Below are 26,270 nucleotides of genomic sequence, written 5' to 3'. Positions count from 1 at the left end.
GCACTGTTCCGGCCATCCCGCACGCCAGGATGAGAGGTCGCACACCCATGACCGAAGTAAACCGGCGCCGATTCCTCCAACTCGCAGGCGCCACCACGGCGTTCACCGCGCTGTCCAGCAGCGTCCAGCGCGCCGCCGCGCTGCCCGCGAACCACCGAACGGGGTCGATCGAGGACGTCGAGCACATCGTCGTCCTGATGCAGGAGAACCGTTCGTTCGACCACTACTTCGGTACCCTCAGAGGCGTCCGCGGCTTCGGCGACCCGCGTCCGGTCACCCAGAACAACAAGTCGGTGTGGCGCCAGTCGAACGGCACCAAGGACATCCTGCCGTTCCACCCGGACGCCGACGACCTGGGCCTCGCCTTCATCCAGGACCTCCCGCACGGCTGGAGCGACACGCACACCGCCGTCAACAACGGCAAGTACGACAAGTGGGTGCCGGCCAAGGGCTCCACGACCATGGCGTACCTGAACCGGGAGGACATCCCGTTCCACTACGCGCTCGCCGACGCCTTCACCATCTGCGACGCCTACCACTGCTCGTTCATGGGGTCCACCGACCCGAACCGCTACTACCTGTGGACGGGTTACACCGGCAACGACGGCCAGGGAGGCGGCCCGGTCCTCGGCAACGACGAGGCCGGCTACTCCTGGACGACCTACCCCGAGCGCCTGGAGAAGGCGGGCGTCTCCTGGAAGATCTACCAGGACGTCGGCGACGGCCTGGACGCGGCCGGCGGCTGGGGCTGGATCCAGGACGCCTACCGGGGCAACTACGGCGACAACTCGCTGCTCTACTTCAAGCAGTACCAGAACGCCCAGCCCGGCGACCCGCTGTACGACAAGGCCCGCACCGGCACCGACGCCACCAAGGGCGAGGGCTTCTTCGACCAGCTCAAGGCCGACGTCAAGGCCGGCAAGCTGCCGCAGATCTCCTGGGTCGTCGCCCCCGAGGCCTTCACCGAGCACCCGAACTGGCCCGCCAACTACGGCGCCTGGTACATCTCCCAGGTCCTCGACGCGCTCACCGCCGACCCCGCGGTGTGGGCGAAGACGGCCCTGTTCATCACGTACGACGAGAACGACGGCTTCTTCGACCACCTGATCCCGCCGTTCCCGCCGGCCTCCGCCGCGCAGGGCAAGTCCACGGTCGACCCGAGCCTGGACCTCTTCAAGGGCGACGCGAGCCACGCCGCCGGCGCCTACGGCCTCGGCCAGCGGGTGCCGATGATCGTCGTCTCGCCGTGGAGCAAGGGCGGTTACGTCTGCTCCGAGACGCTCGACCACACCTCGGTCATCCGGTTCATGGAGAACCGCTTCGGCGTCCACGAGCCCAACATCTCGCCCTGGCGGCGCGCTGTCAGCGGCGACCTGACCGCCGCGTTCGACTTCTCCCGCAAGGACACCAAGCCGGTCGCCCTGCCGTCGACCGACGGCTACCGGCCGCCGGACAGGAACCGCCACCCCGACTACGTGCCCACCCCGCCAGCCAACCCGGCCCTGCCCAGGCAGGAGCGCGGCTCGCGGCCCACCCGGCCGCTCAAGTACGCCCCGCTCGTGGACGGTTCGCTGGACGCGGCGGCCGGCAGGTTCACGCTGACGTTCGCGTCGGGCGCGTACGCCGGTGCCGCCTTCCTGGTCACCTCCAACAACCGTACCGACGGCCCCTGGACCTACACCACCGAGGCCGGCAGGTCCGTCTCCGACACCTGGAACTCGGTGTACTCGGGCGGCTCGTACGACCTCACCGTGCACGGCCCGAACGGCTTCCTGCGCGGCTTCCAGGGCCCCGGCAAGGTGGCGGGACCCGAGGTCACCGCCCGGCCGCACGGCGACGACATCGAGCTGACCTTCACCAACAAGGGCAGCGGTACGGTGAAGCTGAGGGTGGCGGACGGCTACGGTGGCCGGGGCCGCACGTTCACGGTGCGCGCAGGGGCCACCGTGAAGCACATCGCCCACCTCAACCACAGCTACCAGTGGTACGACCTGACGGTCACCTCCGAGACCGACGCGACCTTCGTGCGGCGGTTCGCGGGGCATGTGGAGAACGGGCGGCCCGGGGTCAGCGACCCTGCGATCAGCACCCGGTGAGAAGGGGCTGAGGGCCGCATCGTGCGGAAGTGATCAGGTACCGGTCACATCGGGATAGTGTGCCCCGGTGACCACGCAATCGAACACTCCTGCAGACTCGTACCGCGATCCGCACGGTGCGTCCCAAACGCTCTTCACCGAGCCGGTCCTGGTGGTGAACCAGAAGGCCAAGCTGATCGAGCTGACCAACGAGTACAAGGTCATGGACCAGCACGGCCGGGAGATCGGCTCGGTGGTCGAGGTCGGCCAGAGCGCGCTGAAGAAGATCCTGCGCTTCGTCTCCAGCCTCGACCAGTTCATGACCCACCGGCTGGAGATCCGTGACGCGTCCGGTCAGCCGCAGCTGGTGCTGACCCGGCCCGCGAAGATCTTCAAGTCCCGGGTGATCGTGACGCGTCCGGACGGTTCGCCGGTCGGTGAGATCGTCCAGCAGAACATGATCGGGAAGATCAACTTCGCGATGATGGCGGGCGGTCAGAAGGTCGGCGCGATCAAGGCGGAGAACTGGCGCGCGTGGAACTTCGCGATCGTCGATCACACCGAGAACGAGGTGGCCCGGATCACGAAGACGTGGGAGGGGCTCGCCAAGACGATGTTCACCACGGCCGACAACTATGTGCTGCAGATTCACCACCAGTTGCCTGAGCCGCTGCGGAGCCTGGTGGTGGCGACGGCGCTGACCGTGGACACGGCCCTGAAGCAGGACTCGCGCGGGCTGGGCTGAGCGGCCTCCGCGGGCTCGTTGTGGCTGGTCGCGCCCTCGCGGCGGAGCCGCGTATCGACACAGCCCCGCCCTTGACGGGGCGCCCCCGACCGAGGCGCCCCGGTCGGGGGCGCTTCGTTTTTCAGTGGGCGGTGAGGTGTTCGCTCTCCGGCTTCTGGCGGGGCAGCAGTGCCTGTTCCGCCGCCACCCGCGCCGATTCCAGGGCCAGAACCGCCGCCACCGGGTGTTCGTCGTCCGGTTCGGCGATCGGTGTCGCCGGGGTCGCCCGGGTCAGCAGGACCACGCCCCGGGAGGCGAGGCCCGCGCCTGCCAGGGCGAGCAGGATGCCCGCCACGCCGTCTTGCAGGCCCTGCCCCAGCAGGGTCAGGCCGATGACCGCCGCGGTCACCGGGTTGGACAGGGTGACCACCGCCAGAGGGGCGCCCAGGCCGCCTCGGTAGGCCATCTGGGAGAGCAGCAGGCCGCCCACCGCGAACGCGGCCACCAGGAGTGCCACCACGATCACCTGGACGCTCAGGACCGGGCCCGAGCGGTCGGTCGCCGCCACCGTCACCGTCTGGGTGAGGGCGGAGGCGACGCCCGAGGCGAAGCCGGACGCGGTCGCGTGCCGCAGGCCCGGGCGGGTGCCGGGGCGGGACAGGGCGCCGATCAGGGCAGCGGTCGTACCGGCCACCGCGAGGGCTTCGGTGAGGCTCAGCACCTGATGGGGTGCGGGGCCGGAGGCCGTGACCAGCAGGGCGCCGAGGCCCAGCAGGGTCAGGGCCGTGCCCCGCCACTCCGTCCCGCTGACCCGGCGCCCGGCCACACGCGCGCCCATGGGCACGGCCGCGACCAGGGTGAGTGCGCCCAGCGGCTGGACGAGGGTGAGCGGGCCGTACTTGAGGGCCACGACGTGCAGGAGCGCGGCGCCCGCGTTGAGGCCGACCGCCGCCCACCAGGCACCGGAGCCGAGCAGTCGTAGCAGACCCGCGCCGGAGGTCTTCGACGCGAGCCGTTCCTGGGCGACGGCGGCGGCCGCGTAGGCGACGGCCGAGACCAGGGAGAGGACGACGGCGATCACCGCCGCGGCGCTCATCGGCCTGCCCCTACCAGCGCGGGCTCCTCGGACACGAACTCGCGGGTGCCGCGGCCGGCGGTGGTGGCCGTGCGGTGCGGCGGATTGATCAGGGCGAGGGCGGCACCGAGCATCACGGTGGCGACGAGCGCGTCCAGCCAGTAGTGGTTCGCGGTGCCCACGATCACCAGCAGGGTGATCGCCGGGTGCAGCAGCCACAGCCAGCGCCAGCGGGAGCTGGTGGCGACGATCAGGCCGATCGCCACCATCAGGGCCCAGCCGAAGTGCAGCGAGGGCATCGCCGCGAACTGGTTGGAGAGGTGGTCGCTGGAGGGCGGCCCGTAGACGGAGGGGCCGTACATCCGGGCCGTGTCGACGAGGCCGGTCGCGGCCAGCATCCGCGGCGGCGCCAGCGGGAACGTGAAGGGAAGTACCAGGGCGGCGGCGGTGACCACGGCGAGGACCCGTCGGGCCCAGACGTAGTGCGCGGGCCGCTTCAGGTAGAGCCAGACCAGGAAGGCCAGCGTGGCCGGGAAATGAACCGTCGCGTAGTAGGTGTTGGCCAGGTGGACGAGGGCGTCGCCGTGCAGCAGTGCGGACTGCACGTCGACCTCCGAGGGCAGCCGCAGCGTCCGTTCCAGGTCCCAGATCCGGTGGGCGTTGTGCAGGGCCTCGGCGGTATGGCCCGTGGCCAGCTGCCGCCCGAACTTGTAGACGAGGAAGAGTCCCACGACAAGCAGGAGCTCACGGACGAGCGGCGGCCGGGCTATCGCCCCCGGCTCCGCTGCTTCCGGCTCGGACTGGGATCTCATCCCAGGCCCCCTCACTGACGGTGGTGCTCTGCCGAGTCCCGGGCGGTGGCCCGAACTCATCGATACGAAAGCGTACCGATACGCCACTGTACCGATACGGTCGGGTACCGGTACAGTGGCGTATCGATAGACGTAGGCCACACTGGTTGTAGGTTTCCGCCCGGACCGAACGGCGGGCGGGGACCAGGTGATCCGCAAGTGATGCGCGAGTGAGGAGTAGGGCACATGACGTCGCAGGCCGCGGACGGACCGGAGACGGTCGCCGCCTCGCGCCGCTCCAAGATCACGCCGGAGCGTGAGCGGGAGTTCTTCGACGCCGTGCTCGAACAGATCCGCGAGTGCGGCTACGACTCCGTGACCATGGAGGGGGTCGCCAGCAGCACCCGGTGCAGCAAGTCCACGCTCTACCGGCAGTGGAAGACCAAGCCGCAGTTCGTCGCCGCCGCGCTGCGGGCCACCCGCGAGGTGCGCTTCGCCGGGATCGACACCGGGTCGCTCGCCGGGGACCTGCGCGAGGTGGCGCGGGTCGCGGGGAACTGGTCGCGCAAGGACACCAAGCTGCTGTCGGCGCTGGGCCACGCGCTCCACTCGGACGTGGAACTGGCGCAGGCACTGCGCGAGGCGCTCGTCGAACCCGAGATCGCCTCGCTTCAGGAGATCCTGCACCGCGGAGTCGAGCGCGGCGAGGTGCCCGAGGGTCATCCCGTGCTGGACTACGTGCCCGCCATGATGTTCGGCGTGCTGCGGGTACGGCCCGTGCTCACCGGCGAGTACGCCGACGCCGACTACCTCGTCCGCTTCGTGGAGGCCGTGGCGCTGCCCGCACTCGGACTGACCTAGGACCCAGGCCGCCGTCCACGGGATGACTGGACGGTGACCTGCTCGCGCCGCACCGTGGGGACGGGGGCGGCGCGCACCCCCCGGCCGGGTGGAGCTCCCCTTTGAGCGGAGGGGCGCTCCACCCGGCCGACGGACGTTCCCGTCCGGGGTGGGTCAGACGGTCTGACCGTTGCCGCTGCCGGAGGACACCTTGATGCCCTTGGTGATCGTGTCGATGACCGTCTGCTTCTGACTGACGTCGACGCCGAAGCGGACCACCACTATCTGCTGGGCGTTGGCGGGCGACGGGAAGGCCAGCGACTCGACATAACCGTCGGAGCCCTTGCTGGTCACCGCCTTCCACCGGACCAGATAGCCCTTCTGCCCCGCCACGGTGACCGCCTTGGAGGCCAGCACCTCGTGCGAGGTGATCGCGCCGTAGCTCGTGCCGCCGTAGGACTCCTTGGCGTTGGCCGCGATGTCCGCCTTGGCGACCGCCTCGGCCGTGCTGCCCTGGGTGCCCAGCAGCAGCGCGGGCTCCGAGTAGGCACCGCCGGTGGTGCAGGTCTTGGAGGTGTCGCCGGGGCACTTGTAGGAGCCGTCGGAGGTGATCTGGGCGCCGACGGTGCCCGCCTGCCCGGTCCAGCCGTCCGGCACCGGGATGCTGATGGCGTTGAAGGAGTCCGACACCGTGCCGCCGCCCTGGACCTTCGGCGCCTCGGACTGGTTCGGCGACGGCGACGCACCGCCGTCGGAGCCACCCGAGCCCGAGCCGCCGGACCCCGACCCGCCGAACGGCAAGCCCTGTCCGCCGTTCTGCCCACCGCTCTGTCCCTCGGGGCCGCCCTGGCCGAAGCCGCCGCCCTGACCGCCCGAGCTCTGCTGCGAGGCCTGGCCGGCGCCGTTGTCACCGCCGTTGTCGCTGAGCGCCCACGCGCCCACCCCGATCGCGGCAAGCACCGCCACGGCGACACCGACGGCAACGCCGGTGCGCAGCCCGCGCTTCCCGGTGGCCGGCGGTGCCGGATATCCGGGATAGGCCGGATAGGCCGGATAGGCCGGGTATGCCTGGGAGGCCGCGTCGTCGGGCGATTGCGTCGGGGGACCCCAGTCGGCACCCGACCCGGCGGGGCGGGTCTGCTCCGTCCACGCCTTGCCGTCCCACCAGCGCTCAGTGGCCGGACCGTCACTTGTCTGCCCGGGGTCGGGGTACCACCCGGGGGGAGTCACCTGCGTCATGCCCCCACCGTATGAGGCATCGGTGAAAGTCGGATGAGAGGATCCGGCGACTTTCGGATGAGTCGGATCCGGCTTGCTTCGTACGAGCCGATCCCGCACCCTCATTCGACCCGCAGCCGCACCGGCGGGTTCGATGCCCGTGGCGGCAGCCGCAGACCGTCCCGCCCCGGGGTCAGGGAGCCCAGGATGCTCGGGTGGCGGGCGCCGGTGGCGGTCGGGGCGGTCCCCGGGAGACCGTGTGCGGTGAGGAAGCCGAGGACCGCGAAGGCGTATGCCTCCTTCGCCGCCGCGGGCAGACCGAGTTCGTCGGAGGCGCGGACGGGGGTCTTGGGGAGCAGGCCGCGGAGCAGCCGCATCAGCACCGGGTTGCGGGTGCCGCCGCCCGAGGCGATCACCTCCGTGGCGCCCACGCCGCGTACCGCGTCCGCGACCGTCCGGGCCGTCAGTTCGGTGAGCGTCGCCAGCGCGTCCTCGGCCGACAAGCCCTCCGGCGCTTGCCAGTACCCGGCGTGGAACAGTTCCTTGCCGGTCGTCTTCGGCGCGGGCAGCGCGTAGTACGGGTCCGCCAGCAACCGCTCAAGCAGCGGTCCGTACGGCCGTCCGCGCGCCGCCAGCGCCCCGTCCACGTCGTACGCCAGCCGGCCGCCGGTGAACTCCCGGGCCGCCGCGTCCATCAGCGCGCACCCGGGCCCGGTGTCGAAGGCCGTGCCGTCCGGCGCGGTGAGGTTGGCGATCCCCCCGATGTTCAGCGCCACCGGCGTGCCCGGCCGGCCGCGCAGCCACAGCAGGTCGACCAGGCTCACCAGGGGAGCGCCCTGGCCCCCGGCGGCCACGTCCCGCGGCCGGAAGTCGGCGACCACCGGCAGTCCCGTCGCCTCCGCGATCCAGGCCGGCTGCCCGAGCTGCAGCGTGCCGTGCACCCGGCCGCCCTCCGCCCAGTGGAAGACTGTCTGCCCGTGTGAGGCGACCAACTCGGCCCGTCCGCCGCACAGTTCACGATCGGCGCGGGCGGCCGCCGACGCGAAGGCCTGCCCGATCCGGGTGTCCAGCAGGCACACCCGCGCCAGCGGTACGGCCGCCGGGGGCAGCGCGCCCGCGAGGGCCCCGCGCAACTCGTCGTCGTACGGCGTGCTCACCAGCCCCAGCGGCTTCAGCAGCAGCGTGTCGCCGGCCAGGCGCAGCTCGGCGGCGGCCGCGTCGACCGCGTCGTACGACGTCCCGGACATCAGACCGATCACCAGCACCGCTCAACCCGCCTTCGTCTCCCGTGACCTCACCAGCGCGAGCACGCTCACCGCGCAGGCCGCCGCCGCGTAGTAGCCGGGAACGTCCAGGTTCCCGGTGCGCTTCACCGCCTCCGTGATGATCAGGCCCGCACAGCCCGAGAACACGGCATTGGACAGGGCGTAGGCGAGTCCCAGGCCCGTGCAGCGGGCGCGCGCAGGGAACATCCCGGCCAGCAGCGCCGGCCCCGGCCCGGCCATCAGTCCCACCACCGCACCCGCACCGCACAGGGCCGCGCCCCTCACCGCGGAGGACACCCCGTCGTCCTGGAGGAGGTCGAGCAGCGGCAGGGCCAGCACGACCACGAGACCGGCCCCCGTCAGCATCACCGGCCGTCGCCCGACCCGGTCGCTGAGCAGCCCCGCCGGGAGGATCGCCGCCGCGAAACCCAGGTTCGCCAGCACGGTCGCCAGCAGCGCCGCACGAAAGCCGGTGTGCAGCGCTGTCTGGAGGTACGACGGCAGCACGACCAGCAAGGTGTACCCGGCTGCCGACCAGCCCATCACCCGGCCGACGGCCAGCGCGATCGCCCCGGCCGACACCCGCGCCGCCCGCACGTCCGGCTCCCGGAACTCCGGCGTCTCCTCCAGCCCCACCCGCAGCCACAGCGCGAGCGCACCCAGCGGCAACGCCAGCAGGAACGGCAACCGCCATCCCCACGCGTCGAGTTGACTAGCCGTCAGGACGGAGGCGACCCCGGCCGCCACGCCCGCCCCGCCCAGCAGGCCCAGCGCCACGGTGAACGACTGCCACGCCCCGTACAGCCCTCGCTGCCCCGGCGGCGCGAACTCGGTCAGCATCGCCACCGCACCCCCGAACTCCCCGCCCGCCGACAACCCCTGAACGGCCCTCAGGAATGTCAGGAGCCAGGGCGCGAGCGAGCCGGCCTGCGCATACGTCGGCAGCAGGCCGATGAGTGCCGTGGCGCCCGTCATCAGCGCGACCACGAGGATCAGTACCGGCCGCCGTCCGAGCCGGTCGGCGAGCCGGCCGAACACGGCCGCGCCCAGCGGACGGAAGAAGAACGCCAGCCCGAACGAGGCGTAGGTGCGCACCAGCCCCTCGGCCGCGCTGCCGCCCGCCGGGGTGAAGAACCGCTCGGCGACGACCGTCGCGAAGTAGCCGTAGACCGCGAACTCGTACCACTCGACGAAGTTGCCCACCGAGCCCGCCGCCAGCGCCCGGAGGGGCCGGTTCCGCTCCCGTACTGCCCGATCTTCGAAAATCAGCTTCATTTCCATGCCCATTGACGATCCGTCAGCTCCACAGCGGCAGGTCGGGCCCGGCATGCGTCGCCCGGCCGCGCCCGCTGTCACCCGTCACGGCCACAGCTGCCCGGTCCCGCCTCCGGACAGCCAACAGGACGGCTACGCTCGTGGTCTGTACGTCGTTCGGGCGACTTGGGGAGGTAACGGGATGACGGAGGAACAACCCCCAGAGGACCCCTCTGCTCCCCTCTGGGAGCGCGACGCGGAGATCGCCGCCATCACCGAGGCACTCGACGTCCTGTGCGCCGACCGGTCCACTGCCGGGAACCTGCTGATCCTCAGCGGCGAGGCCGGACTCGGCAAGACCGCGCTGCTGGCCGAGGCCCGCCGTATCGCCGAGCGCCGCGGCTGCACCGTCTGGTCCACTCGCGGCGGCGAGACCCTGCGCAGCGTTCCCTTCAACGTGGTACGGCAGCTGCTCCAGCCCGCCCTGGTCTCCCTGCACCCCGACGAGGCCCGCGAATACCTCGGCGACTGGTACGACATCGTCGGCCCCGCCCTCGGCATAACCGGCCCCGGTGAGCGCCAGGCCGACCCACAGGGCGTCTGCGACGGCCTGGTCGCCGCCGTCCGCCGGCTGGCCGAACGGGACTGGCCACTGGTGCTGCTGATCGACGACGCGCACTGGGCCGACCAGGAGACCCTGGCCTGGCTCGCCGCGTTCGTGGAGCGTCTCGACGACCTGTCCGTCCTGGTCCTGGTCGCCCGCCGCCCCGGCGAGGTCAGCGGCGACAGCGCCCGCTACCTCGACACCGTGGCCGCCGCGGCCGCGAACCCCGGGCACAGTCTCAGCGCCCTCACCCCGGACGCCACCGCCGGACTCACCCTCGCCACCCTGGGCGCGCACGCCGACGCCCCGTTCTGCCGCGAGGTCTGGGCCGTCACCGGCGGCAACCCCTACGAGACCGTCGAACTCCTCGCCAAGGTCCAGGACAGCGAGGTCGCCCCCGTCGAGGCCCGGGCCGGCGAACTGCGCGCGCTCAACCGGTCGGCCCGCGGCGGCGGACTCGTCACGCGCCTCGAAGGCCTCGGTATCGACGCCACCCGGTTCGCCTGGGCCGCCGCCATCCTCGGCACCGGCATCTCCGTCGACCTGGTCGCCCAGCTCGCCACCATGAGCATGGAGGACGCCGAGCGCTGCGCCGAACTGCTGCGCAGTGCCCGTATCCTCACCGCGCCCGACCCGGCCGGCTCCCGCTCCCACACCGGTGACCTGGAGTTCGTCCACCCGCTGATCGCCACCGCCGTCTACAACTCCATACCGCCGGCGATGTGCACCGCCATGCACGGCATCGCCGCACAGATCGTCATCGACGACGGCCGGGGCATCGCCGAGGCCTCCCGCCATCTGCTGAAAGTGCATCCGGACGACGACGAGGAACTCGTCCAGCAGCTGCGGGACGCGGCCAAGGAACACCTCGCGGTCGGCGCCCCGGACGCGGCCCGCCGCTGCCTCGAACGCGCCCTGCTGGAACCGCCCGTACCCGAGGTCCACGCGCGCGTGCTCTACGAACTGGGCTGCGCCACCCTGCTCACCAAGCCCGCCGTCACCATCGGCCACCTGCGCACCGCGCTCGGCATGCCCGGCCTGGGCGGCGCCGAACGCGTCGACGCCGTCTTCCGCCTCTCCCAGGCACTCCTCCACAACGACCAGCTGGAGGAAGCCGTCCGCACCGTCGAGGCGGAGGCCGCCCGGCACGAGGAGGGCCCCGCCAAACTCCGGCTCCAAGCCGTCCAGTTCATGTGGGAGGGCATCGCCGGCGAGGCAGTGTCCCCGCGCCGTTCCGAACGCCTCGGCGCGCTCACCGACACCTGCACCGGCCGGGACAACTCCGAGCGCGCCCTGCTGATGCTGCGCGGCTTCGACCTCCTCATCCAGGGGGAGAGCGCCGAAGAGGTCGTGGAACTCTGCGACCGCGCCCTCGTCAACGGCCGGCTCGCGCCCGGACTCGGCTGGACCGACAGCGAGTGGGGCATCGAGCTGCTGCTGATGCTCGCCAACGCCTACGTCTTCACCGACCGCCTCGACCGTGCGGAGAGCCTCTACAACGAGGCCCTGCGCGCCTACGAGTCCTCCGGCTGGAGCGGCGGCCACCTCGCCCTCGCCCATGCCTCCGTGGGCCTCGGGCACCGCAGGCGCGGCCGGCTGCGGGAAGCGGAGATCTCCCTGCGGGAGTCCCAGCGGATCGCCGAGCGGGTCGGCCGCAGGCTGCCCCTGTACTGGACCGCCACCTGCAACCTGGTGGACACGCTGCTCGCCCGCGGCCATGTCCAGCAGGCCTGGGACACGGCAGAGCAGTACGGCTTCGCACCGCCGTACCCCTCCATGATCGTGATGCCGGACCCGCGGTCCGTACGCGGCCGGCTGCTGCTCGCCGTCGGCCGTACGAAGGAGGCCGTCAACGAACTGGAGGCGGCGGAGAAGGCGGCCGCCGCAGGCGGCCACTTCAACCCGGTCGTGGTGCCCTGGGCGCTCGACCTCGCGCGGGCCCTCGCGAGCGAGGACCCGGCGCGCGCGGCACGGCTGGCGGCCGACGCGCGGCGGCAGGCCGAGCGGTTCGGCACGGACACGGCGATCGGCGAGGCGCTGCGGTGCGCGGCCGCGCTGGAGACCGGGCAGCGGCAGGTGCGGCTCGCGTCGCAGGCGGTGGCCTGTCTGGAGGCGTCGCCGTGCCAGTACGAGCATGCGGCGGCCCGGGTGGAGTACGGGATCGCCGCGCGGTCGGTGGCCGAGCTGCATCGGGGGCTGGCGTTGGCTCGGTCGTGTGGGGCGGACGGGCTGGTTGCCCAGGCTCGGGAGGTTTTGGATACGGGTCGGGGGTTGCGCTGAAAGGTGCGTTGCGGGGCGCGGGTGCGTGGGGGCTTGTCGCGCCCATGCGGCGGCAGCCGCACATCGATACGGCCCCGCGCCCCCAAGATCAGGCGCGCTACAGCGCGAGGAGTTGGTCGGTCACCGCTGACAGGCGCTTCTGGACGTCCTTGTCGTACGTCGCCTCGTGGGCCCTCGCCGGGTTCGTGCCGTCGAAGTAGCCGCCGGTTCCGAGGTCCTGGGTGGCCAGGGCCAGTACCCCCGGTGCACCGTCCGCCACCGTGTTCAACGGCGCCACCCCGCCCTCCCGCACCATCGCCGTGTCCATGAAAGTTGCCGGGTGCAGCACATTGACCGCCACACCCGTGCCCGCCAGCTCCTCCGCCAGGGCGAACGTGTGGGCCGCCAGGGCGAACTTGGCCCGGCAGTACGCCGCGAAGCCCTGGTAGCCCCGGGTGAACTCGGGGTCGTCGAAGTCCAGTGGCTCCTGGCCGGCCGAGCCCACGTTGACGATCCTGGCCGGAGCGTTGGCGCGCAGGACCGGCAGCAGGGCATGGGTCAGGGTCACCGGGGCCAGGTAGTTGACGGCCAGACGCAGTTCGTGGCCGTCGGCGCTCAGTTCGCGCCCCGTGCCGGGCGCACCGGCGCCGACGCCCGCGTTGTTGATCAGTACATCCAGGCCGGGACGCGCGTCGGCGACCCGCGCGCCCAGCTCGCGGACCTGCGCCAGCGAGGCCAGGTCGGCGACGAAACCCTCCGCCTCGCCCTCGGCGCGCAGCTCCTCGACCAACGCCTCGGTACGGCCCGGATCGCGGCCGTGCGCGAGGACGGCATGTCCGGAGCGGACCAGTTCGAAGGCGACGTACCGGCCGAGCCCGGAGGTGGCACCGGTGATCAGAACAGTGGACATGCTTCCAGCGTAGGCACGAGCCGACGCCGGCTGCTTGACACTCCTGAGGCTACGACTGCCAGGGTCACGCTTCTTCTTCCTCCGCCAGCACCCGCTGGGCCGTCGCGAACGCCGCGTTCGCCGCCGGAACTCCGCAGTACACGGCCGTCTGCAGCAGCACCGCCCCGATCTCCTCCGGTGTGAGCCCGTTGCGCCGGGCGGCCCGTACATGCATGGCCAGCTCGTCGTAGTGCCCGTGCGCGACCAGCGCGGTGAGGGTGATCATGCTGCGTTCGCGGCGGGAGAGGGTGGGGTCGGTCCAGATCTCGCCCCAGGCGTAGCGCGAGATGAAGTCCTGGAAGCGGGCCGTGAAGGGGGTCTGGCGGGCCTGTGCCCGGTCGACGTGTGCGTCGCCCAGCACCTCCCGGCGCACCGCCATGCCCCGCCTGGCACCGCCGTCGAGGTGGGAGCGGAGCGCGGTGAGGACGGCCTCGGGGCACTGCGCGGGCGCCAGATGCGAGGCGCCGGGCAGCTCGACCAGCGTGGCCGCCGGCACCGCGTCCGCGATCTCCCGCAGATGCGGCGGCGGGGTCGCGGGGTCCTGACGGCCCGCGATCAGCAGGGTGCGTACGGCGATCTCGCCGAGCCGGTCGCGCAGGTCGAAGGCGGCCAGCGCGTCGCAGCAGGCGGCATACGCCTCCGGGTCCACCGTCCGCTGGTCCTCGACGAGGCGCGGCACGGTGAAGCCGGGCGTGAACCAGCGGGTGCCCGCGTTGTCCGCCAGCCACTCCACGCCCTCCCGGCGGACCCGCTCGGCCCGCTCCTCCCAGGGCCTGGCCCCGTTGAAGTGGGCGGACGAGCAGATTACGGCCAGGCTCTCCAGCCGGCCCGGGTGGTGGACGGCAAGGTGCAGCCCGATCGCACCGCCCAGTGACACCCCGGCATACCCGAACCGCTCGATGCCGAGCGAGTCGGCGAGCGCGAGCACCAGGTCGGCGAGGTCACCGACGGTCGCCCCCGCCTTGATCAGATCCGGTGCCGAACCGCCGTGCCCCGGTAGGTTCCAGCGCACCACCCGGTGGCCGGTCGACAGTTCGGGCGCCACCGCGTCCCACAGCGCGTACGAGGTGCCGAGCGACGGCCCGAGCAGCAGCGGGGGAGCGGAAGCAGGGCCTTCGGCACGGTGGTTGAGGAGGTTCTCGGTCAACGTCGCTCCAGTGCACGATCGGTGAGAGCGCCGGCGGAGCCGGGGTAGCGGGCGGGGTCGGTCAGGTCGTCGAGGTCGACGTCCGTCAACTCGGGCTCCTCCGCGAGGAGTTCGCGCAGCGTGCGCTGCTCGGTGTAGGTGCGGCGGGCGAGCTCGGTGAGCAGCTCCTTCGCCCGGGCCCGGCCGAGCACGGGAGCCAGTGCGGCGGACAGCCGCTCGGAGACGATCAGACCGCGGGTGAGATCCAGGTTCCGGCGCATCGCCTCCGGATGCACCCGCAGCCCCTCCGCCAGCTCCGCCGCGTCCCGGGCCGCGCCTCCGACGGCGCGCATTAGATCCCGCAACGGCTCCCACTCGGCGTGCCAGGCACCGGCCGGCCGCTCGTCCTCCGCGACCAGGGAGCCGTACAGGACGGCCGCGAGCTGCGGGGCCCGCCGGGCTGCGGCCGCGATGAGCGTGGACCGCACGGGGTTCGCCTTGTGCGGCATCGCCGACGAGCCGCCGCCGCTGCCCTCGGAGAGCTCACCGATCTCGGTGCGGGACAGGGTCAGTACATCCACGGCGATCTTGCCCAACGCCCCGGCCGTGAAGGCGAGGCACCCGGCGAGATCGGCGACGGGGGTACGCAGGGTGTGCCACGGCAACAGGGGAGCGGCGAGGGCGAGTTCACGCGCGTACGCCTGCGGCAGCTCTTCCGCGTGTTCCGCGCCGTACGCTCCGAAAGCCGCCAACGTGCCCGCCGCGCCCCCGAGCTGCGCGGGCAGTGACTCACGGACCCGGGCCATACGGTCCCAGGCGTCGAGGACCAGCGAACGCCAGCCGGCCGCCTTCAGCCCGAAGGTCGTCGGTACGGCGTGCTGGGTGAGCGTGCGGCCCGGCATCGGCGTGTCGCGGTGCTCGGCGGCCAGCCGGGCCAGCGCCTGCTCGGTGCGCCGGAGGTCGGCGAGGACCAGGTCCAGGGTGCGGGCGGCGACCAGCATTGTCGCCGTGTCCATGATGTCCTGGCTGGTGGCGCCCCGGTGCACATACGGCCCGTACTCCGCGCCGACCGCCTGCGTCAGATCGGCGACCAGCGGGATGACCGGGTTGCCGCCGGCGCGGGCCCGCGCCGCGAGGGCGCCGACGTCGAAGCGGTCCGGATCGGCCGCCTCGGTCACGGCCGCCGCGGCCTCGGCAGGGGCCAGCCCCAGGGCGGCCTGTGCCCTGGTGAGGGCCGCCTCCGCGTCAAGGAGCGCCCGCAGCCAGGCGCCGTCTCCGGTCGCGGACGCGACGGCGGAACCGGCCCACCCGGGGCCGAGCAGCCCGGCGTCACCGCCGCCATAGCTCAGTGATGTCACTGGAACTCCAGGAAGACCGTTTCGCCCTCGCCCTGAAGGCGGATGTCGAAACGGTAGGTCCCCCGGCCCTCGTCGCCGGCGATCAGCGTGTCGCGCCGCTCGCCCACCCGGGTGAGCAGCGGGTCCGCGGCGAGCGCGGTGTCGTCGCCGGGCGGATAGATCCGGGTGAACAGGTGCGTGAGCAGGCCGCGGGCGAAGACGCACACGCTGATGTAGGGCGCGCTGCCGCCGCGGGCGCCGGGCCGCAGCGTCCGCGCGTACCAGTGCCCGTTGGCGTCCGTCTGGATCCGGCCCCAGCCGGTGAACTCCACGCCGTTGCGGCCGAGGTAGTCACCGGTCGCCGGGTCGCGCCGGATCGAACCGTCCGTCGTGGACACGTTCCCGTCCGGGTCGGCGCCCCACAGCTCCACGAAGGCGTCCGGCAGCGGCTTGCCCTCCCCGTCGAGGACGTACCCGTGGACCGTGATCGTGTCCGGGTGGCCGAGGGGCGCGATCTCCTCGCCGCCGCGGAACGGCAGCGCATAGCCGTAGAACGGGCCGACCGTGTGCGACGGGGTGGGCAGCACCTGCTCCGGGCTGTTTGTGTCGATCTTCGTCATGGCAGGTCAGCGTCCTTCTTCGAGCCAGGTGGCGTGCGGGCCGTCCAGCACGATGTCCCAGTGGTAGCCCAATGAGAACTCCGGCACGGACAGGCTGTGGTCGTAGGTCGCGACCAGGCGCTGCCGGGCCGCGTCGTCCGTCACCGACTGGATGATCGGGTCGTACGGGAACAACGGGTCGCTCGGGAAGTACATCTGCGTCACCAGCCGCTGGGTGAACGCCGTACCGAACATCGAGAAATGGATGTGCGCCGGACGCCAGGCGTTGACGTGGTTGCGCCAGGGGTAGGGGCCCGGCTGGATGGTGGTGAAGCGGTAGCAGCCCTCGGCATCGGTGATGGTACGGCCGACACCCGTGAAGTTCGGGTCCAGCGGGGCGTCGTGCTGCTCGCGCTGGTGGGCGTACCGGCCGGCCGAGTTGGCCTGCCAGATCTCGATCAGCTGCCCGCGGATCGGCCGGCCGTCCCGGTCAAGGAGCCGCCCGGACACGGCGATGCGCTCGCCGATCGGCTCACCGGTGTGCTGCCGGGTGAGATCGTTGTCGATCTCGGTGATGTCCCGCTCCCCGAAGGCGGGCGAGTGCAACTCCACCAGCTCCGGGTCCTTGCTGGTGTCGATGGCGACCAGGGGTTGTGTGGGATACCGAAGGACGGAAGAGCGGTACGGGGCGTAGTCCCGACGGGGGTGGTGCTCGACGGGGGCGCCTTCGGCGACGCGCTTCTCGTAGTCGGCATGCCTGGCGGCGATTTCGAGGTCGATGTCAGCTTGGGTGAGAGTCACTGAAAGTCCTAGCTGTAAGCGCCCCGGGGGCGCGGGGCTGTATCGATGTGCGGCTCCGCCGCGTGGGCGCGACCAGCCACGACGCACCCGCGGGTGCCGGACTGGCCGTTTATCGCTCAAGAACCAGCGCGAGCCCTTGCCCGACACCGATGCACAGCGTGGCAACACCAGTACCGCTCCCTTGTCGCGCGAGCTGATGCGCAACGGTGCCGGCAAGCCGCGCCCCGGACGCGCCGAGGGGATGGCCGAGAGCGATGGCCCCACCTTGCGGATTGAGAACAGCCGGATCGAACTCCGGCCACTCCGCCACGCACCCCAGCACCTGCGCCGCGAACGCCTCGTTCAGTTCGAGCACGTCGAGATCCGCAAACCCCTTCCCGGCCTTGCCCAGCGCACGGTGCACGGCTTCCACCGGCGCGAGCCCGAAGTAGTCCGGGTCGATCGCCGAGACACCGGTCGCGCTGACCCGGGCCAGCGGCTCCCGCCCGACCGCCTTGAGCCCCTCCTCGTCGGTCAGCAGCAGCGCCGCCGCACCGTCGTTGAGTGGCGACGCGTTGCCCGCGGTCACCGTCCCGCCCTCCGTGCGGAAGGACGGCTTCAGCTTGGCCATCGCGGTGAGGGAGGCGTCCGGCCGTACGCACTCGTCCGCGCCGAAGACCACCGGCTCACCCTTGCGCTGCGGAATGGATACCGGGGCCAACTCGGCGTTGAACAGCCCCTGTTGCTGGGCCGCCGCGGCCTTCTGATGGGAGGCGAGGGCGAACTCGTCCTGCTGTTCGCGGCTGATCTTGTGCTTGTCGGCGATGAGTTCCGCGCTCTCACCGAGCGGGATGGTCCACTGCGGGTCCATCCTCGGGTTGACCATGCGCCAGCCCAGTGTGGTCGAGTACAGCTCGATGTGGCCTGCCGGGAAGGGCCGGTCGTTCTTGGGCAGCACGTACGGCGCGCGGGTCATCGACTCGACGCCGCCCGCCACGGCGATCGACGCATCGCCGACCGCGATCGCGCGGGCCGCCTGGATGACCGCTTCGAGCCCCGACGCGCACAGCCGGTTGACGGTGACGCCCGGCACGCTGGTCGGCAGACCGGCCAGGAGCGCGGCCATCCGGCCCACGTTGCGGTTCTCCTCGCCGGCGCCGTTTGCGTTGCCGAAGTAGACGTCCTCGATCCGGGCAGGGTCCAGGTCCGGTGTGCGGGAGAGGAGTTCACGGACCGCGTGGGCGGCCAGGTCGTCCGGACGTACGCCCGCGAGACCGCCGTTGTAACGGCCGATCGGCGTCCGCACCGCGTCGACGATGTACACCGTGTTCACAGCAGACCCTCCAGGACAGTGAGTTTCGCGTCGGTCTTGGCGGCGATCTCCTCGACGCCGACCCCGGGTGCGGTCTCGACGAGGACGAGTCCGTCGTCCGTGACGTCCAGGACACCCAGGTCGGTGATGATCCGGTCGACGCATGCCTTGCCGGTCAGCGGCAGCGCGCACTCGGTGAGGATCTTCGGCGAGCCGTCCTTCGCCGTGTGCGTCATGACGACGATGACCGTGCGGGCGCCGTGGACGAGGTCCATCGCGCCGCCGATCCCGGTGACCAGCTTCCCGGGGATGGCCCAGTTGGCCAGGTCCCCGCTCGCGGAGACCTGCATCGCGCCCAGCACCGCGACATCGATGTGCCCGCCGCGGATCATCGAGAACGACAACGCCGAGTCGAAGAAGGAGGCCCCCGGCAGGACCGTCACCGTCTCCTTGCCCGCGTTGATCAGATCCGGGTCGACGGCGTCCTCGGTGGGGTACGGGCCGGTGCCCAGGATGCCGTTCTCCGACTCCAGGACCACCTCCACGCCCTCGGGCAGATAGTTCGGGATCAGTGTGGGCAGGCCGATGCCGAGATTGACGTACTGCCCGTCCCTCAGTTCGCGGGCCGCCCGCGCCGCCATCTGCTCACGGGTCCAGGCCATCAGCTGCTCACCGTCCGCTGCTCGATCTTCTTGTCCGCCGCCTGCTCCGCCGTCAGCGCGACCACCCGCTGGACGAAGATCCCTGGCAGATGAACCGCGTCCGGGTCGATCTCGCCGGGCTCCACCAGTTCCTCCACCTCCGCGATCGTGACCTTGCCGGCCATCGCGGCGAGCGGGTTGAAGTTCCGGGTGGACTTGTTGAAGACCAGGTTCCCGTGCCGGTCGCCCTTCGCCGCCCGTACCAGGGCGAAGTCCGTACGGATCCCACGCTCCAGGACGTACTCGGTGCCGTCGAACTCCCGGACCTCCTTCGCCGGCGAGGCCAGGGCGACGCCTCCGGAGCCGTCGTAGCGCCAGGGCAGCCCGCCCTCCGCGACCTGCGTGCCCACCCCGGCCGGGGTGTAGAAGGCGGGGATCCCGGCGCCGCCCGCGCGCAGTCGCTCGGCGAGAGTGCCCTGCGGGATCAGCTCCACCTCCAGCTCACCCGCCAGATACTGACGCGCGAACTCCTTGTTCGCCCCGATGTAGGAGCCGGTCACCCGGGCGATCCGGCCCGCCGCCAGCAGTACCGCGAGCCCCGTGTCCATCGCCCCGCAGTTGTTCGAGACCACCGACAGGCCGCTCACCCCGCGCTCGTACAACGCCCCGATCAGCACGTTCGGAACACCGCTCAGCCCGAATCCGCCGACCGCGAGCGACGCGCCCTCCGGCACGTCGGCCACCGCCTCCGCGGCCGTGGCGACCACCTTGTCCATCCGTGAAGCCCCGTCTCTTCCTGGCGCCCGGGTGACGCGCTCCGCGTCTGATCAATCAGCGAATTAATCAGGGTACTGATTATTTCAGCGAGATATCTTTCACGCTGCCACCCGCGTCCCCACCCGTCAAGACCTCAGACGATGGCAGACGGGTATACAGACAGGATGGCTGGCCGCGGGTATCGTTCAGTGCACCAACGAATTCAGATCATGGGAGTGCATATGGCCGCGGTGGACCTCACCACCCACCCCGGGCACCTGGCCCGGCGGCTTCAGCAGGCCCACTACCTGCTGTGGAACACGATGGTCTCGGAGGAGATCACCTCGCCGCAGTTCGCCGTCCTGAACGCGCTCGTCGCCGAGCCGGGGCTGGACCAGCGCACGGTGGGGGAGCGGGTGGGTCTGGACCGGTCGACCATCGCCGAGGTCATCAGCCGGCTCGGCCGGCGCGCGCTCCTCGACAAGGTGCGCGACCCGCAGGACGGCCGCCGTTTCCTGCTGCGCCTCACCGACGACGGGCTGCGCACCCACCGCAAGCTCACCGTGCGCACCGCCCGGATGAACCAGGTCTTCCTGGCCCCGCTCTCGGCCGAGGAGCAGACCCAGTTCTTCGATCTGATCCGCCGGGTCTCGGACGCGGCGGAGGGGCTGCGCAATCCCACGGAACCCCTCGTCCCGCAGGCCTAGGCCTTCGCGAACACCACCCACACCTGCCCGGCGGCGAAGTCCACGGGACGGCCGTCCGGTCCGGTGAACGTCGTACCGTCCGTGGCCGCCCGCCGCGTCCAGGTGGCCACGAACGAGCGTCCGTCCCGCAGCACTTCGGCCTTCCCCGACCCCACCGTCTCGGTGAACGGCGTGTAGTTGCCGAGCACGTCGTGATACCTGGACGTGCGCACCCGCACGTGCTGCACCACGACCGTCGCGGCCGCCACCCGCTTCCCGGCCGTCGTCCGGGCCGGGGTGCCGTCCATCGACACCAGCCAGCGCTTTTGGTCGGCCGACCAGGTGAAGGTGAAGCGGGCCACCGGGTACCGCACGGTGCGCGTGGTCGTGACCGTGCCGCCGGCCGGGGCCGGGCCGTAGCGGAAGCCGGTGGTGAGCGCCGCCCTGCCGGGCACCCCGGCCATCAGCCTGGCCGGGCGGAGATACAGGTTGTGCGGGGCCGGCTTCTCGCTGCCCCGGTAGTAGGCGTGGGACGCGGCCTCGGGTGTCTCCGGCCGCAGCGGCGCCTGGTCGATCAGCGGGAGCAGCTTGTGCTGGGCACCCGAGAACGCGAGCGTCGGCCGGTCGAACTGACGCAGCAGTTCCAGGTCGGACTCGCGAGCGCTGCGGACCGGGCCGACGGCGTCGGGGAGTTGAGTGGCGTACACCGCCATCAGCCGGCTGAGCCCGCCCTCCACCTGCTCCGCGTACACCACGTCCGCCGAGTCCAGCCCTGTCTGCGGGCGCGCCGCGGCAACGTTGTCGATCTTCACGGCCAGTACGGAGCCGGTGCCGGCGGTGTGCTGCCCGTCCGGTGCCTGGCTGCCGTGCGATGCGCGGCCGTCGTCCGGTGTGCCGTGCCGGGTGCAGCCGGCCGTGAGGGAGGCCGCCATCACGGCCGCGGCCAGCGTTGCCGTCAGCGCGGTCCGGCGCGTCGGCGCCCTGTGTCGCATGCCCACCGTTGCCACCCCGTTCGTCCCCTTGATTGTGTGCTCATCGGCTCATCGGTGGCCATACCCGGTCGAAGCCGATCACGGACCGCCGGATGACCCGACGGAGGGTGAGGGGGGCGTTGGGGCTACGCCCCCAGGATCTCCGTGAGGTCGTAGCGCACAGGTTCCTCCAGCTGGGCGTAGGTGCAGCTCTCCGGTGTGCGGTCCGGGCGCCAGCGGCGGAAGCGGGCCGTGTGGCGAAAGCGGGCGCCGTTCTCCATATGGTCGTACGCCACCTCGGCCACCCGCTCCGGCCGCAGCGGCACCCAGGACAGGTCCTTCTTGCCCGACCAGCGGCTCGGCGCGCCGGGCAGCCGGGCCGACTCATGGGCGGCCTCCTCCGCCCAGGCGGCCCACGGATGCCCGGAGACGTCGTCCATGCGCAGCGGCTCCAGTTCCTCGATCAACTCGGCCCGCCGCTTCATGGGGAACGCGGCCGACACGCCCACGTGCTGCAGGGCGCCCCGGTCGTCGTACAGTCCCAGCAGCAGCGAGCCGACCACGGGGCCGCTCTTGTGCAGGCGGTAGCCCGCCACCACGACGTCGGCGGTCCGCTCGTGCTTGACCTTGAACATGGCGCGCTCGTCTTGGAGATAGCGCAGGGTGAGCGGTTTGGCGATGACCCCGTCGAGACCGGCCCCCTCGTACTGCTCGAACCACTGCCGGGCCACGTCTACATCGGTTGTCGCCGGCGCCAGGTGCACCGGCGGGGCGACCCCGGCCAGCGCCCTGGTGAGCAGGGCGCGGCGGTCGGTCAGCGGAACCTCCAGCAGGGACTCGTCCGCCAGCGCCAGCAGATCGAAGGCGACGAAGGAGGCGGGCGTCCGTTCCGCCAGGGTGCGCACCCGGGAGTCCGCCGGATGGATCCGCTCGGTCAGCGCGTCGAAGTCCAGCCGGCCTTCCCGGGCGATCACGATCTCCCCGTCCAGCACGCACCGCTCGGGCACCCGCTCCTTCAGTGCCCCTACCAGCTCTGGAAAGTACCTGGTCAACGGCTTCCCGGTGCGGCTGCCGAGCTCCACCTCGGCGCCGTCCCGGAACACGATCGCGCGAAAGCCGTCCCACTTCGCCTCGTACTGCATGTCCGGCGGGATCGTCGCCACCGACTTGGCGAGCATCGGCTTCACGGGTGGCATCACCGGCAGATCCATGCCACAAGCTTACCGACCGTCTTTCGGGGTCCGTGGGATTCCGCTGAGTCCAATCAGTGCAGCTCAGCGCCCCACGGCCCAGCCCTTCGCACTCAGTGTGCGAGAGGTCTGTGAGACGGCGGGGCGACCCGGAGCCGGTGTGAGAGACCGACATCGGGCCTTGATTCAGCACCTTCCAGATCAAGGTGCCGGCTCCGTGGAAAACGTACCCGTCCTTCGCAGTGAACTCGACGAGACCGCCCCTCGCCCCGTCGCCATCGCCCGTCAGCTTCTCGTCGAGACGGACGGTCTCGACTACACCGAGCTGAACCAGACGGACCTCAGCCTCATCGGGCGGTACGAGGTCGTTATCGCCATGCTGATCATCGCGGTCGAGGACGCGGCCGAGCACGACCACCGAGACCGCCGACCCCACCCGCGCCTGGCTGCGGGAAGTTCCCTCTTCGCCGGTATCGCCCTCACCGCGACCGCCGAGTAGGAGCTGGGCCGCCGCCTCGGGGCCAAGCCCCCGATCGCCGCCATGCTGCCCGTCGCCATCGACGCGTACGTCGCCGCGCACGCCCTCGCGGGAGTCATCGACGTGACCTCACCGGCACGAGCAGGGAGACGACCACCACGAGACGGAACTGCCGTTCGCCTGGGTCGACGTCACGGCCACTCAGACGACCAGCAAGGTGACCACTTCCCTCCCCGCCGCCAACCCCCGGAAGGTGGTGACGCAGGTGGTCACCCTCACCCCTGCTGAGCTGCGCAAAAGGGATCTCAAGCCGAACCGGGAAGTGGTCACCGATACCGGACGGAAGGTGACCGTCGAGCGCCTGCGTTCGGAGTTCGACCTGTCCCGCCGTGCAGCCGCCGAACCGCGGCGCGAGTTCGTCGGTGGGAGGCGGTCATGAACATCCCCGACCACACGCCGTCGTGTGACCACCTTCAGCCGATCGGTATGACTGGACCGGCCAGCCGATCTACCCGTGGCCGGTCACCCCGGCGCCGGTACCGCTGACGCCGATCAAGGCGTACCCGGTCGGTACGTACGTCGGCATCGGCTGCCTCGGCGTCGTCGCTCTGGCGGTCGTCGGCACGGTCCTGGTGGCCGTCCTTGTCGGCCTGTCCATCGCCCTCGTGGTGCTGGCCATCGCCGTCGTCGCCCTGACCATCTGCGTCCTGGTGCTGCGCTCGATGTGGCGCGACTACCACGGGGGCCGCTGACGTCCGGCCGGGAGCAACAGCATCGATTCCAGCATTTCAGACAAATATCACACCTTTAGTCCGGAGCGGAAAGAAGGACGTCAGTGGCGTCTTATGGCTGTTGGCGCAATGAGGTCAATCGGCACTGATGGCCCTGTCCTGGGCGAGAGTTGAGCGTTCGGTCCAGTGTCGGGACGTCGCCATGGATCGTGTCGGATGAGCCGTCGGACCGGCTGGAGCCGAACCGCTGCTGCCGCCTTCGGATCGGCAGGAGGCTCTATCGACCGCCAAATTGAAAGATCCACCCACTTTCCTCGTAATTCTTACTCTTCGGGTATATAGGAAATCAAAAAACAAAGCACACCTCTGAAAGTGTGAATGAAACAGTAAAACTACGCTCATCGCCCACGCCCTGCGGAGGGCAGTGGAGAGGGAACCGGACAAGCCGAAAGAGGCGTTCCAGACGCACTCGACGAGCCCATAGCCTTCTGATAGGTTCATGATCGTTTCGCCGGACAATTGCACGAGTAGTCAAGGATGGCTAATTTCGGCGCGCAAGATAGTTACAATTTGGTCAGCCTTGCAGTCGCGCTGGGGCTGAGTCTTGTAATTGCCCCTTCCGGGCGACTTCACTTCTGAGTACTGGAAGCACAGCGGCTCCTCCGTCACCGTGAAGCTTGGCGTGCAATTCAAGAACTCGGATGGCCACACTTACGACCCCGATTGGATCGCCACCAAGACCGCCGGCAGGGCGACCATGCTGTCCGGTGGCACAACCTACATCAGCAAGTGGCTCTGCTACTAAGCCCACGTGATACCTTGCGGCCGGTCGGCGCCCGAGCCGACCGGCCGCAAAGGGGCTCGGCGAAAGTTCACATATGTGGCAATTGGTTCTCTGCATAACGCCCGTTAGCGTCGCCGTCGGGCTCTTGGCCTGTCTCCTCGCCTGCATGGCCGGCTTCGGGATGGAAAAGAAGAGCGAGAGCTTCCGATCCGGGGCGCGCGCTCTATTGCTATTCTTTGTTGCAATTGCCCTTATGGCCACGATCACCTCCGATCAAGCCATAGGTTCGGGTGATAGCACGGTCTGGATCATTCCAGGTCAGGGCATCTTCTTTGACTATTCAACCATGGGTAGCATGGAGCGCTCTATGTATATTCGCCAACAGGTAGCGAATGCCGCGATGTTTATCCCTGTCGCCATTTCTTATCGATTCGCTTACCCGCGTACCAGTGGTATCGTCGCGATTTCTGTCGGCTGCGCATTGAGCATCGCAATCGAATTCATGCAGTGGCTCATGAAAGCTGGACGGGTCGTCGATATCGATGATGTGATCGTGAATACGTGCGGAACAGTGCTCGGGGTTCTGCTGTACACGCTCGCCAACTATCTGGTTTCGCCACAGTTGAAATCACGTGTCCGACGCCGCAGCCAGACACGGCAGCCCTGACAATGGTTAACACGATGAGCCGAGTTGTCGGTGGGTGATCAGGCAGCAGGCGAGTTCGAGGAAGGCTTCGTGGATGTCGGCCCGTCGTTTCCAGCGGATGCGTAGGCGTCGGCAGCCGTGGAGCCAGGCGAAGGTGCGCTCGGCAACCCACCGGTAAGTGCCCGGACCGGTGCAAGATCGTCCGACACTGCCGCGGACCGGCGGGATCGCGTGTAGTTCCTTAGCGGGACTTCAAACTTGAGCGGTGCGCGCGCTGGTGACGGGGCGGTAGTAGCTGTCGCCAGGGACGGTGATTGGCGGATCCGTGCCAGGTCGAGCGGCTGCGATCAGCGTCTTTCGCGGTCGTGAGTGGCACGCATCCGCCAATCTCGCGACGACTCCACCGCTCAATTGCGAAGACCCTCCTTAGCCTCAATACCGGTAACTTAGGGCTTTGGTGTTCGCTTGACCTGTTTGGGTTTGGTGGCGCCAACGAGGGTGGTGGCTGCGGCGGGTGGGCGATCTGCTGCCCGGTGGACGGCGCGTTTGAGGGGCCGGCTGGCGACTTTGCATTTGATGACGCGGGGGTTGGCCCGGCGGCGGCGTCGTGGCAGGAGGCGTTCCAGGAGTTCAGCGTGGGTGGCTTTGACCGCGCGGAGGAGTCGGCCGGGGGGAAAACGCCGCCTGGTCGGTGACCTGGCGGCGCACGACGCGCAGTGAGCGGGTGAAGGAGATCCGGTCGGGGTCCCGGTCGGCTTGTCGTGCGGCCTGGTGCATCAGGTGCCGGATGGCGTGGTGGACGAGGAGGAAGCCGTAAAGTTCCTGCTCGGCCCCGTCAGGGTGCTGCGAACGCAGTACCAGGTGCGGCCCGCCGAGGTGGGTCTTGATTTCGTCGAGGGTGGACTCGAACTCCCATCGCTGGGCATAGAGAGCGGCCAGTTCCGCGGCCGGGGCCATGTGCGGGTCGAGGATCGTGGTGAGGAGCCGGTAGACGCCCTCATGGCCGGCGATGGTGTACTCCACCGCCCGTACTGGCACCCCACGACGGGTGTGGTGGATGTCGCTGCGGTCGAAGATCTCCGTGAGGTAGGAGCCGTCCGGCAGTTGCTCGACCACCGGCAGCACGAGGTCTTTGCGTACCCGCCACAGCAGGTCCGCTCCCGTGGCCGCGGCGGTGCG

Annotated in this window: 24 protein-coding genes and 1 pseudogene; 8 read left to right on the top strand and 17 right to left on the bottom strand. The window is 70.5% G+C overall.

Features of this window, described 5'->3' with window-relative positions:
- The first annotated feature begins 47 nt into the window (after nt 1–47).
- Nucleotides 48–2,096 (top strand): phosphocholine-specific phospholipase C, encoded by a 2,049-nt coding sequence (locus ABTY98_RS17925; protein ID WP_352221874.1) that lies wholly within the window; start codon nt 48–50, stop codon nt 2,094–2,096.
- Nucleotides 2,097–2,163: 67 nt separating this feature from the next.
- Entirely contained in the window at nt 2,164–2,820 is a 657-nt protein-coding gene (locus ABTY98_RS17920; RefSeq protein ID WP_352221873.1) for an LURP-one-related/scramblase family protein, read from the top strand.
- Nucleotides 2,821–2,941: 121 nt separating this feature from the next.
- On the opposite strand, the gene ABTY98_RS17915 is transcribed toward ABTY98_RS17920, so the two are convergent.
- Both ABTY98_RS17915 and ABTY98_RS17910 read right to left on the bottom strand, forming a co-directional pair.
- Nucleotides 2,942–3,895 (bottom strand): DMT family protein, encoded by a 954-nt coding sequence (locus tag ABTY98_RS17915; protein ID WP_352221872.1) that lies wholly within the window; start codon nt 3,893–3,895, stop codon nt 2,942–2,944.
- The gene (locus ABTY98_RS17910) at nt 3,892–4,686 is read right to left on the bottom strand and encodes a phosphatase PAP2 family protein (protein ID WP_352221871.1); all 795 of its coding nucleotides are present in this window, start codon (nt 4,684–4,686) and stop codon (nt 3,892–3,894) included. The genes ABTY98_RS17915 and ABTY98_RS17910 overlap by 4 nt, the downstream gene beginning before the upstream one ends.
- Nucleotides 4,687–4,911: 225 nt before the next feature.
- Between ABTY98_RS17910 and ABTY98_RS17905 the strand changes: the two genes are divergently transcribed.
- Nucleotides 4,912–5,526, top strand: a complete 615-nt coding sequence (locus ABTY98_RS17905; RefSeq protein ID WP_352221870.1) for a TetR/AcrR family transcriptional regulator — start codon at nt 4,912–4,914, stop codon at nt 5,524–5,526.
- 153 nt (nt 5,527–5,679) lie between these two features.
- Here ABTY98_RS17905 and ABTY98_RS17900 read toward each other — a convergent pair whose 3' ends face one another.
- The 3 genes from ABTY98_RS17900 to ABTY98_RS17890 all read right to left on the bottom strand — a co-directional run bounded on the left by ABTY98_RS17900 (nt 5,680) and on the right by ABTY98_RS17890 (nt 9,263).
- Nucleotides 5,680–6,744, bottom strand: a complete 1,065-nt coding sequence (locus tag ABTY98_RS17900) for a DUF2510 domain-containing protein (protein ID WP_352221869.1) — start codon at nt 6,742–6,744, stop codon at nt 5,680–5,682.
- Between the two features lie 101 nt (nt 6,745–6,845).
- A complete protein-coding gene (locus ABTY98_RS17895) occupies nt 6,846–7,988 on the bottom strand; it encodes an anhydro-N-acetylmuramic acid kinase (protein ID WP_352221868.1) in 1,143 nt (380 codons plus the stop codon).
- Nucleotides 7,989–7,991: 3 nt separating this feature from the next.
- On the bottom strand, nt 7,992–9,263 hold the full coding sequence (locus ABTY98_RS17890; RefSeq protein WP_352221867.1) for an MFS transporter: 1,272 nt from the start codon (nt 9,261–9,263) through the stop codon (nt 7,992–7,994).
- Between the two features lie 181 nt (nt 9,264–9,444).
- Here ABTY98_RS17890 and ABTY98_RS17885 point away from each other — a divergent pair, with 181 nt between their 5' ends.
- Nucleotides 9,445–12,126, top strand: coding sequence for an ATP-binding protein (locus ABTY98_RS17885; protein WP_352221866.1), 2,682 nt, complete (start codon nt 9,445–9,447; stop codon nt 12,124–12,126).
- A gap of 97 nt (nt 12,127–12,223) precedes the next feature.
- On the opposite strand, the gene ABTY98_RS17880 is transcribed toward ABTY98_RS17885, so the two are convergent.
- The 8 genes from ABTY98_RS17880 to ABTY98_RS17845 all read right to left on the bottom strand — a co-directional run bounded on the left by ABTY98_RS17880 (nt 12,224) and on the right by ABTY98_RS17845 (nt 19,625).
- A complete protein-coding gene (locus tag ABTY98_RS17880; protein ID WP_352221865.1) occupies nt 12,224–13,015 on the bottom strand; it encodes an SDR family NAD(P)-dependent oxidoreductase in 792 nt (263 codons plus the stop codon).
- A 64-nt stretch (nt 13,016–13,079) separates the two neighbouring features.
- Nucleotides 13,080–14,201 carry a bifunctional 3-oxoadipate enol-lactonase/4-carboxymuconolactone decarboxylase PcaDC gene (pcaDC, locus tag ABTY98_RS17875; protein WP_352221864.1) on the bottom strand — a complete coding sequence of 374 codons (1,122 nt, stop codon included), beginning with the start codon at nt 14,199–14,201 and terminating at the stop codon, nt 13,080–13,082.
- Nucleotides 14,198–15,529, bottom strand: coding sequence for a 3-carboxy-cis,cis-muconate cycloisomerase (gene pcaB, locus ABTY98_RS17870; RefSeq protein ID WP_352222053.1), 1,332 nt, complete (start codon nt 15,527–15,529; stop codon nt 14,198–14,200). Before pcaB ends, pcaDC begins: the two co-directional genes overlap by 4 nt.
- A gap of 5 nt (nt 15,530–15,534) precedes the next feature.
- A complete protein-coding gene (gene pcaG / locus ABTY98_RS17865) occupies nt 15,535–16,137 on the bottom strand; it encodes a protocatechuate 3,4-dioxygenase subunit alpha (protein ID WP_352221863.1) in 603 nt (200 codons plus the stop codon).
- A 6-nt stretch (nt 16,138–16,143) separates the two neighbouring features.
- Nucleotides 16,144–16,917: a protocatechuate 3,4-dioxygenase subunit beta gene (gene pcaH / locus ABTY98_RS17860; protein ID WP_352221862.1), complete on the bottom strand. Its 774-nt coding sequence runs from the start codon at nt 16,915–16,917 to the stop codon at nt 16,144–16,146.
- Nucleotides 16,918–17,026: 109 nt separating this feature from the next.
- Nucleotides 17,027–18,229 carry a thiolase family protein gene (locus ABTY98_RS17855; RefSeq protein ID WP_352221861.1) on the bottom strand — a complete coding sequence of 401 codons (1,203 nt, stop codon included), beginning with the start codon at nt 18,227–18,229 and terminating at the stop codon, nt 17,027–17,029.
- Nucleotides 18,226–18,870, bottom strand: a complete 645-nt coding sequence (locus ABTY98_RS17850; RefSeq protein ID WP_352221860.1) for a CoA transferase subunit B — start codon at nt 18,868–18,870, stop codon at nt 18,226–18,228. Before ABTY98_RS17850 ends, ABTY98_RS17855 begins: the two co-directional genes overlap by 4 nt.
- Nucleotides 18,870–19,625, bottom strand: coding sequence for a CoA transferase subunit A (locus ABTY98_RS17845; protein WP_352221859.1), 756 nt, complete (start codon nt 19,623–19,625; stop codon nt 18,870–18,872). Before ABTY98_RS17845 ends, ABTY98_RS17850 begins: the two co-directional genes overlap by 1 nt.
- A gap of 222 nt (nt 19,626–19,847) precedes the next feature.
- Between ABTY98_RS17845 and ABTY98_RS17840 the strand changes: the two genes are divergently transcribed.
- Entirely contained in the window at nt 19,848–20,312 is a 465-nt protein-coding gene (locus ABTY98_RS17840) for a MarR family winged helix-turn-helix transcriptional regulator (RefSeq protein ID WP_352221858.1), read from the top strand.
- Here ABTY98_RS17840 and ABTY98_RS17835 read toward each other — a convergent pair.
- A complete protein-coding gene (locus ABTY98_RS17835) occupies nt 20,309–21,283 on the bottom strand; it encodes a DUF3048 domain-containing protein (protein ID WP_352221857.1) in 975 nt (324 codons plus the stop codon). The genes ABTY98_RS17840 and ABTY98_RS17835 overlap by 4 nt on opposite strands.
- A gap of 125 nt (nt 21,284–21,408) precedes the next feature.
- Nucleotides 21,409–22,473 carry an ATP-dependent DNA ligase gene (locus ABTY98_RS17830; protein WP_352221856.1) on the bottom strand — a complete coding sequence of 355 codons (1,065 nt, stop codon included), beginning with the start codon at nt 22,471–22,473 and terminating at the stop codon, nt 21,409–21,411.
- A 196-nt stretch (nt 22,474–22,669) separates the two neighbouring features.
- Here ABTY98_RS17830 and ABTY98_RS17825 point away from each other — a divergent pair, with 196 nt between their 5' ends.
- From ABTY98_RS17825 to ABTY98_RS17815, 3 genes are all read left to right on the top strand, one after another.
- Complete coding sequence (locus ABTY98_RS17825) at nt 22,670–22,951, top strand: hypothetical protein (protein ID WP_352221855.1); 282 nt, start codon at nt 22,670–22,672, stop codon at nt 22,949–22,951.
- 244 nt (nt 22,952–23,195) lie between these two features.
- Entirely contained in the window at nt 23,196–23,369 is a 174-nt protein-coding gene (locus tag ABTY98_RS17820; RefSeq protein ID WP_352221854.1) for a hypothetical protein, read from the top strand.
- Nucleotides 23,370–24,611: 1,242 nt separating this feature from the next.
- The gene (locus tag ABTY98_RS17815) at nt 24,612–25,112 is read left to right on the top strand and encodes a VanZ family protein (RefSeq protein ID WP_352221853.1); all 501 of its coding nucleotides are present in this window, start codon (nt 24,612–24,614) and stop codon (nt 25,110–25,112) included.
- 6 nt (nt 25,113–25,118) lie between these two features.
- Here the strand turns inward: ABTY98_RS17815 and ABTY98_RS17810 are convergent.
- Nucleotides 25,119–25,283: pseudogene (locus ABTY98_RS17810) on the bottom strand (transposase); the annotation flags it as partial.
- Nucleotides 25,284–25,721: 438 nt separating this feature from the next.
- Nucleotides 25,722–26,270: transposase (locus tag ABTY98_RS17805; protein ID WP_352221852.1), on the bottom strand; the 549-nt coding region annotated here is incomplete at its 5' end.

The organism is Streptomyces sp. NPDC096040 (genome assembly GCF_040303265.1).
GTDB lineage: Bacteria > Actinomycetota > Actinomycetes > Streptomycetales > Streptomycetaceae > Streptomyces.
The sequence above is the reverse complement of the archived record's forward strand: the minus strand, read 5'-3'. Positions and strand labels throughout refer to the sequence as shown.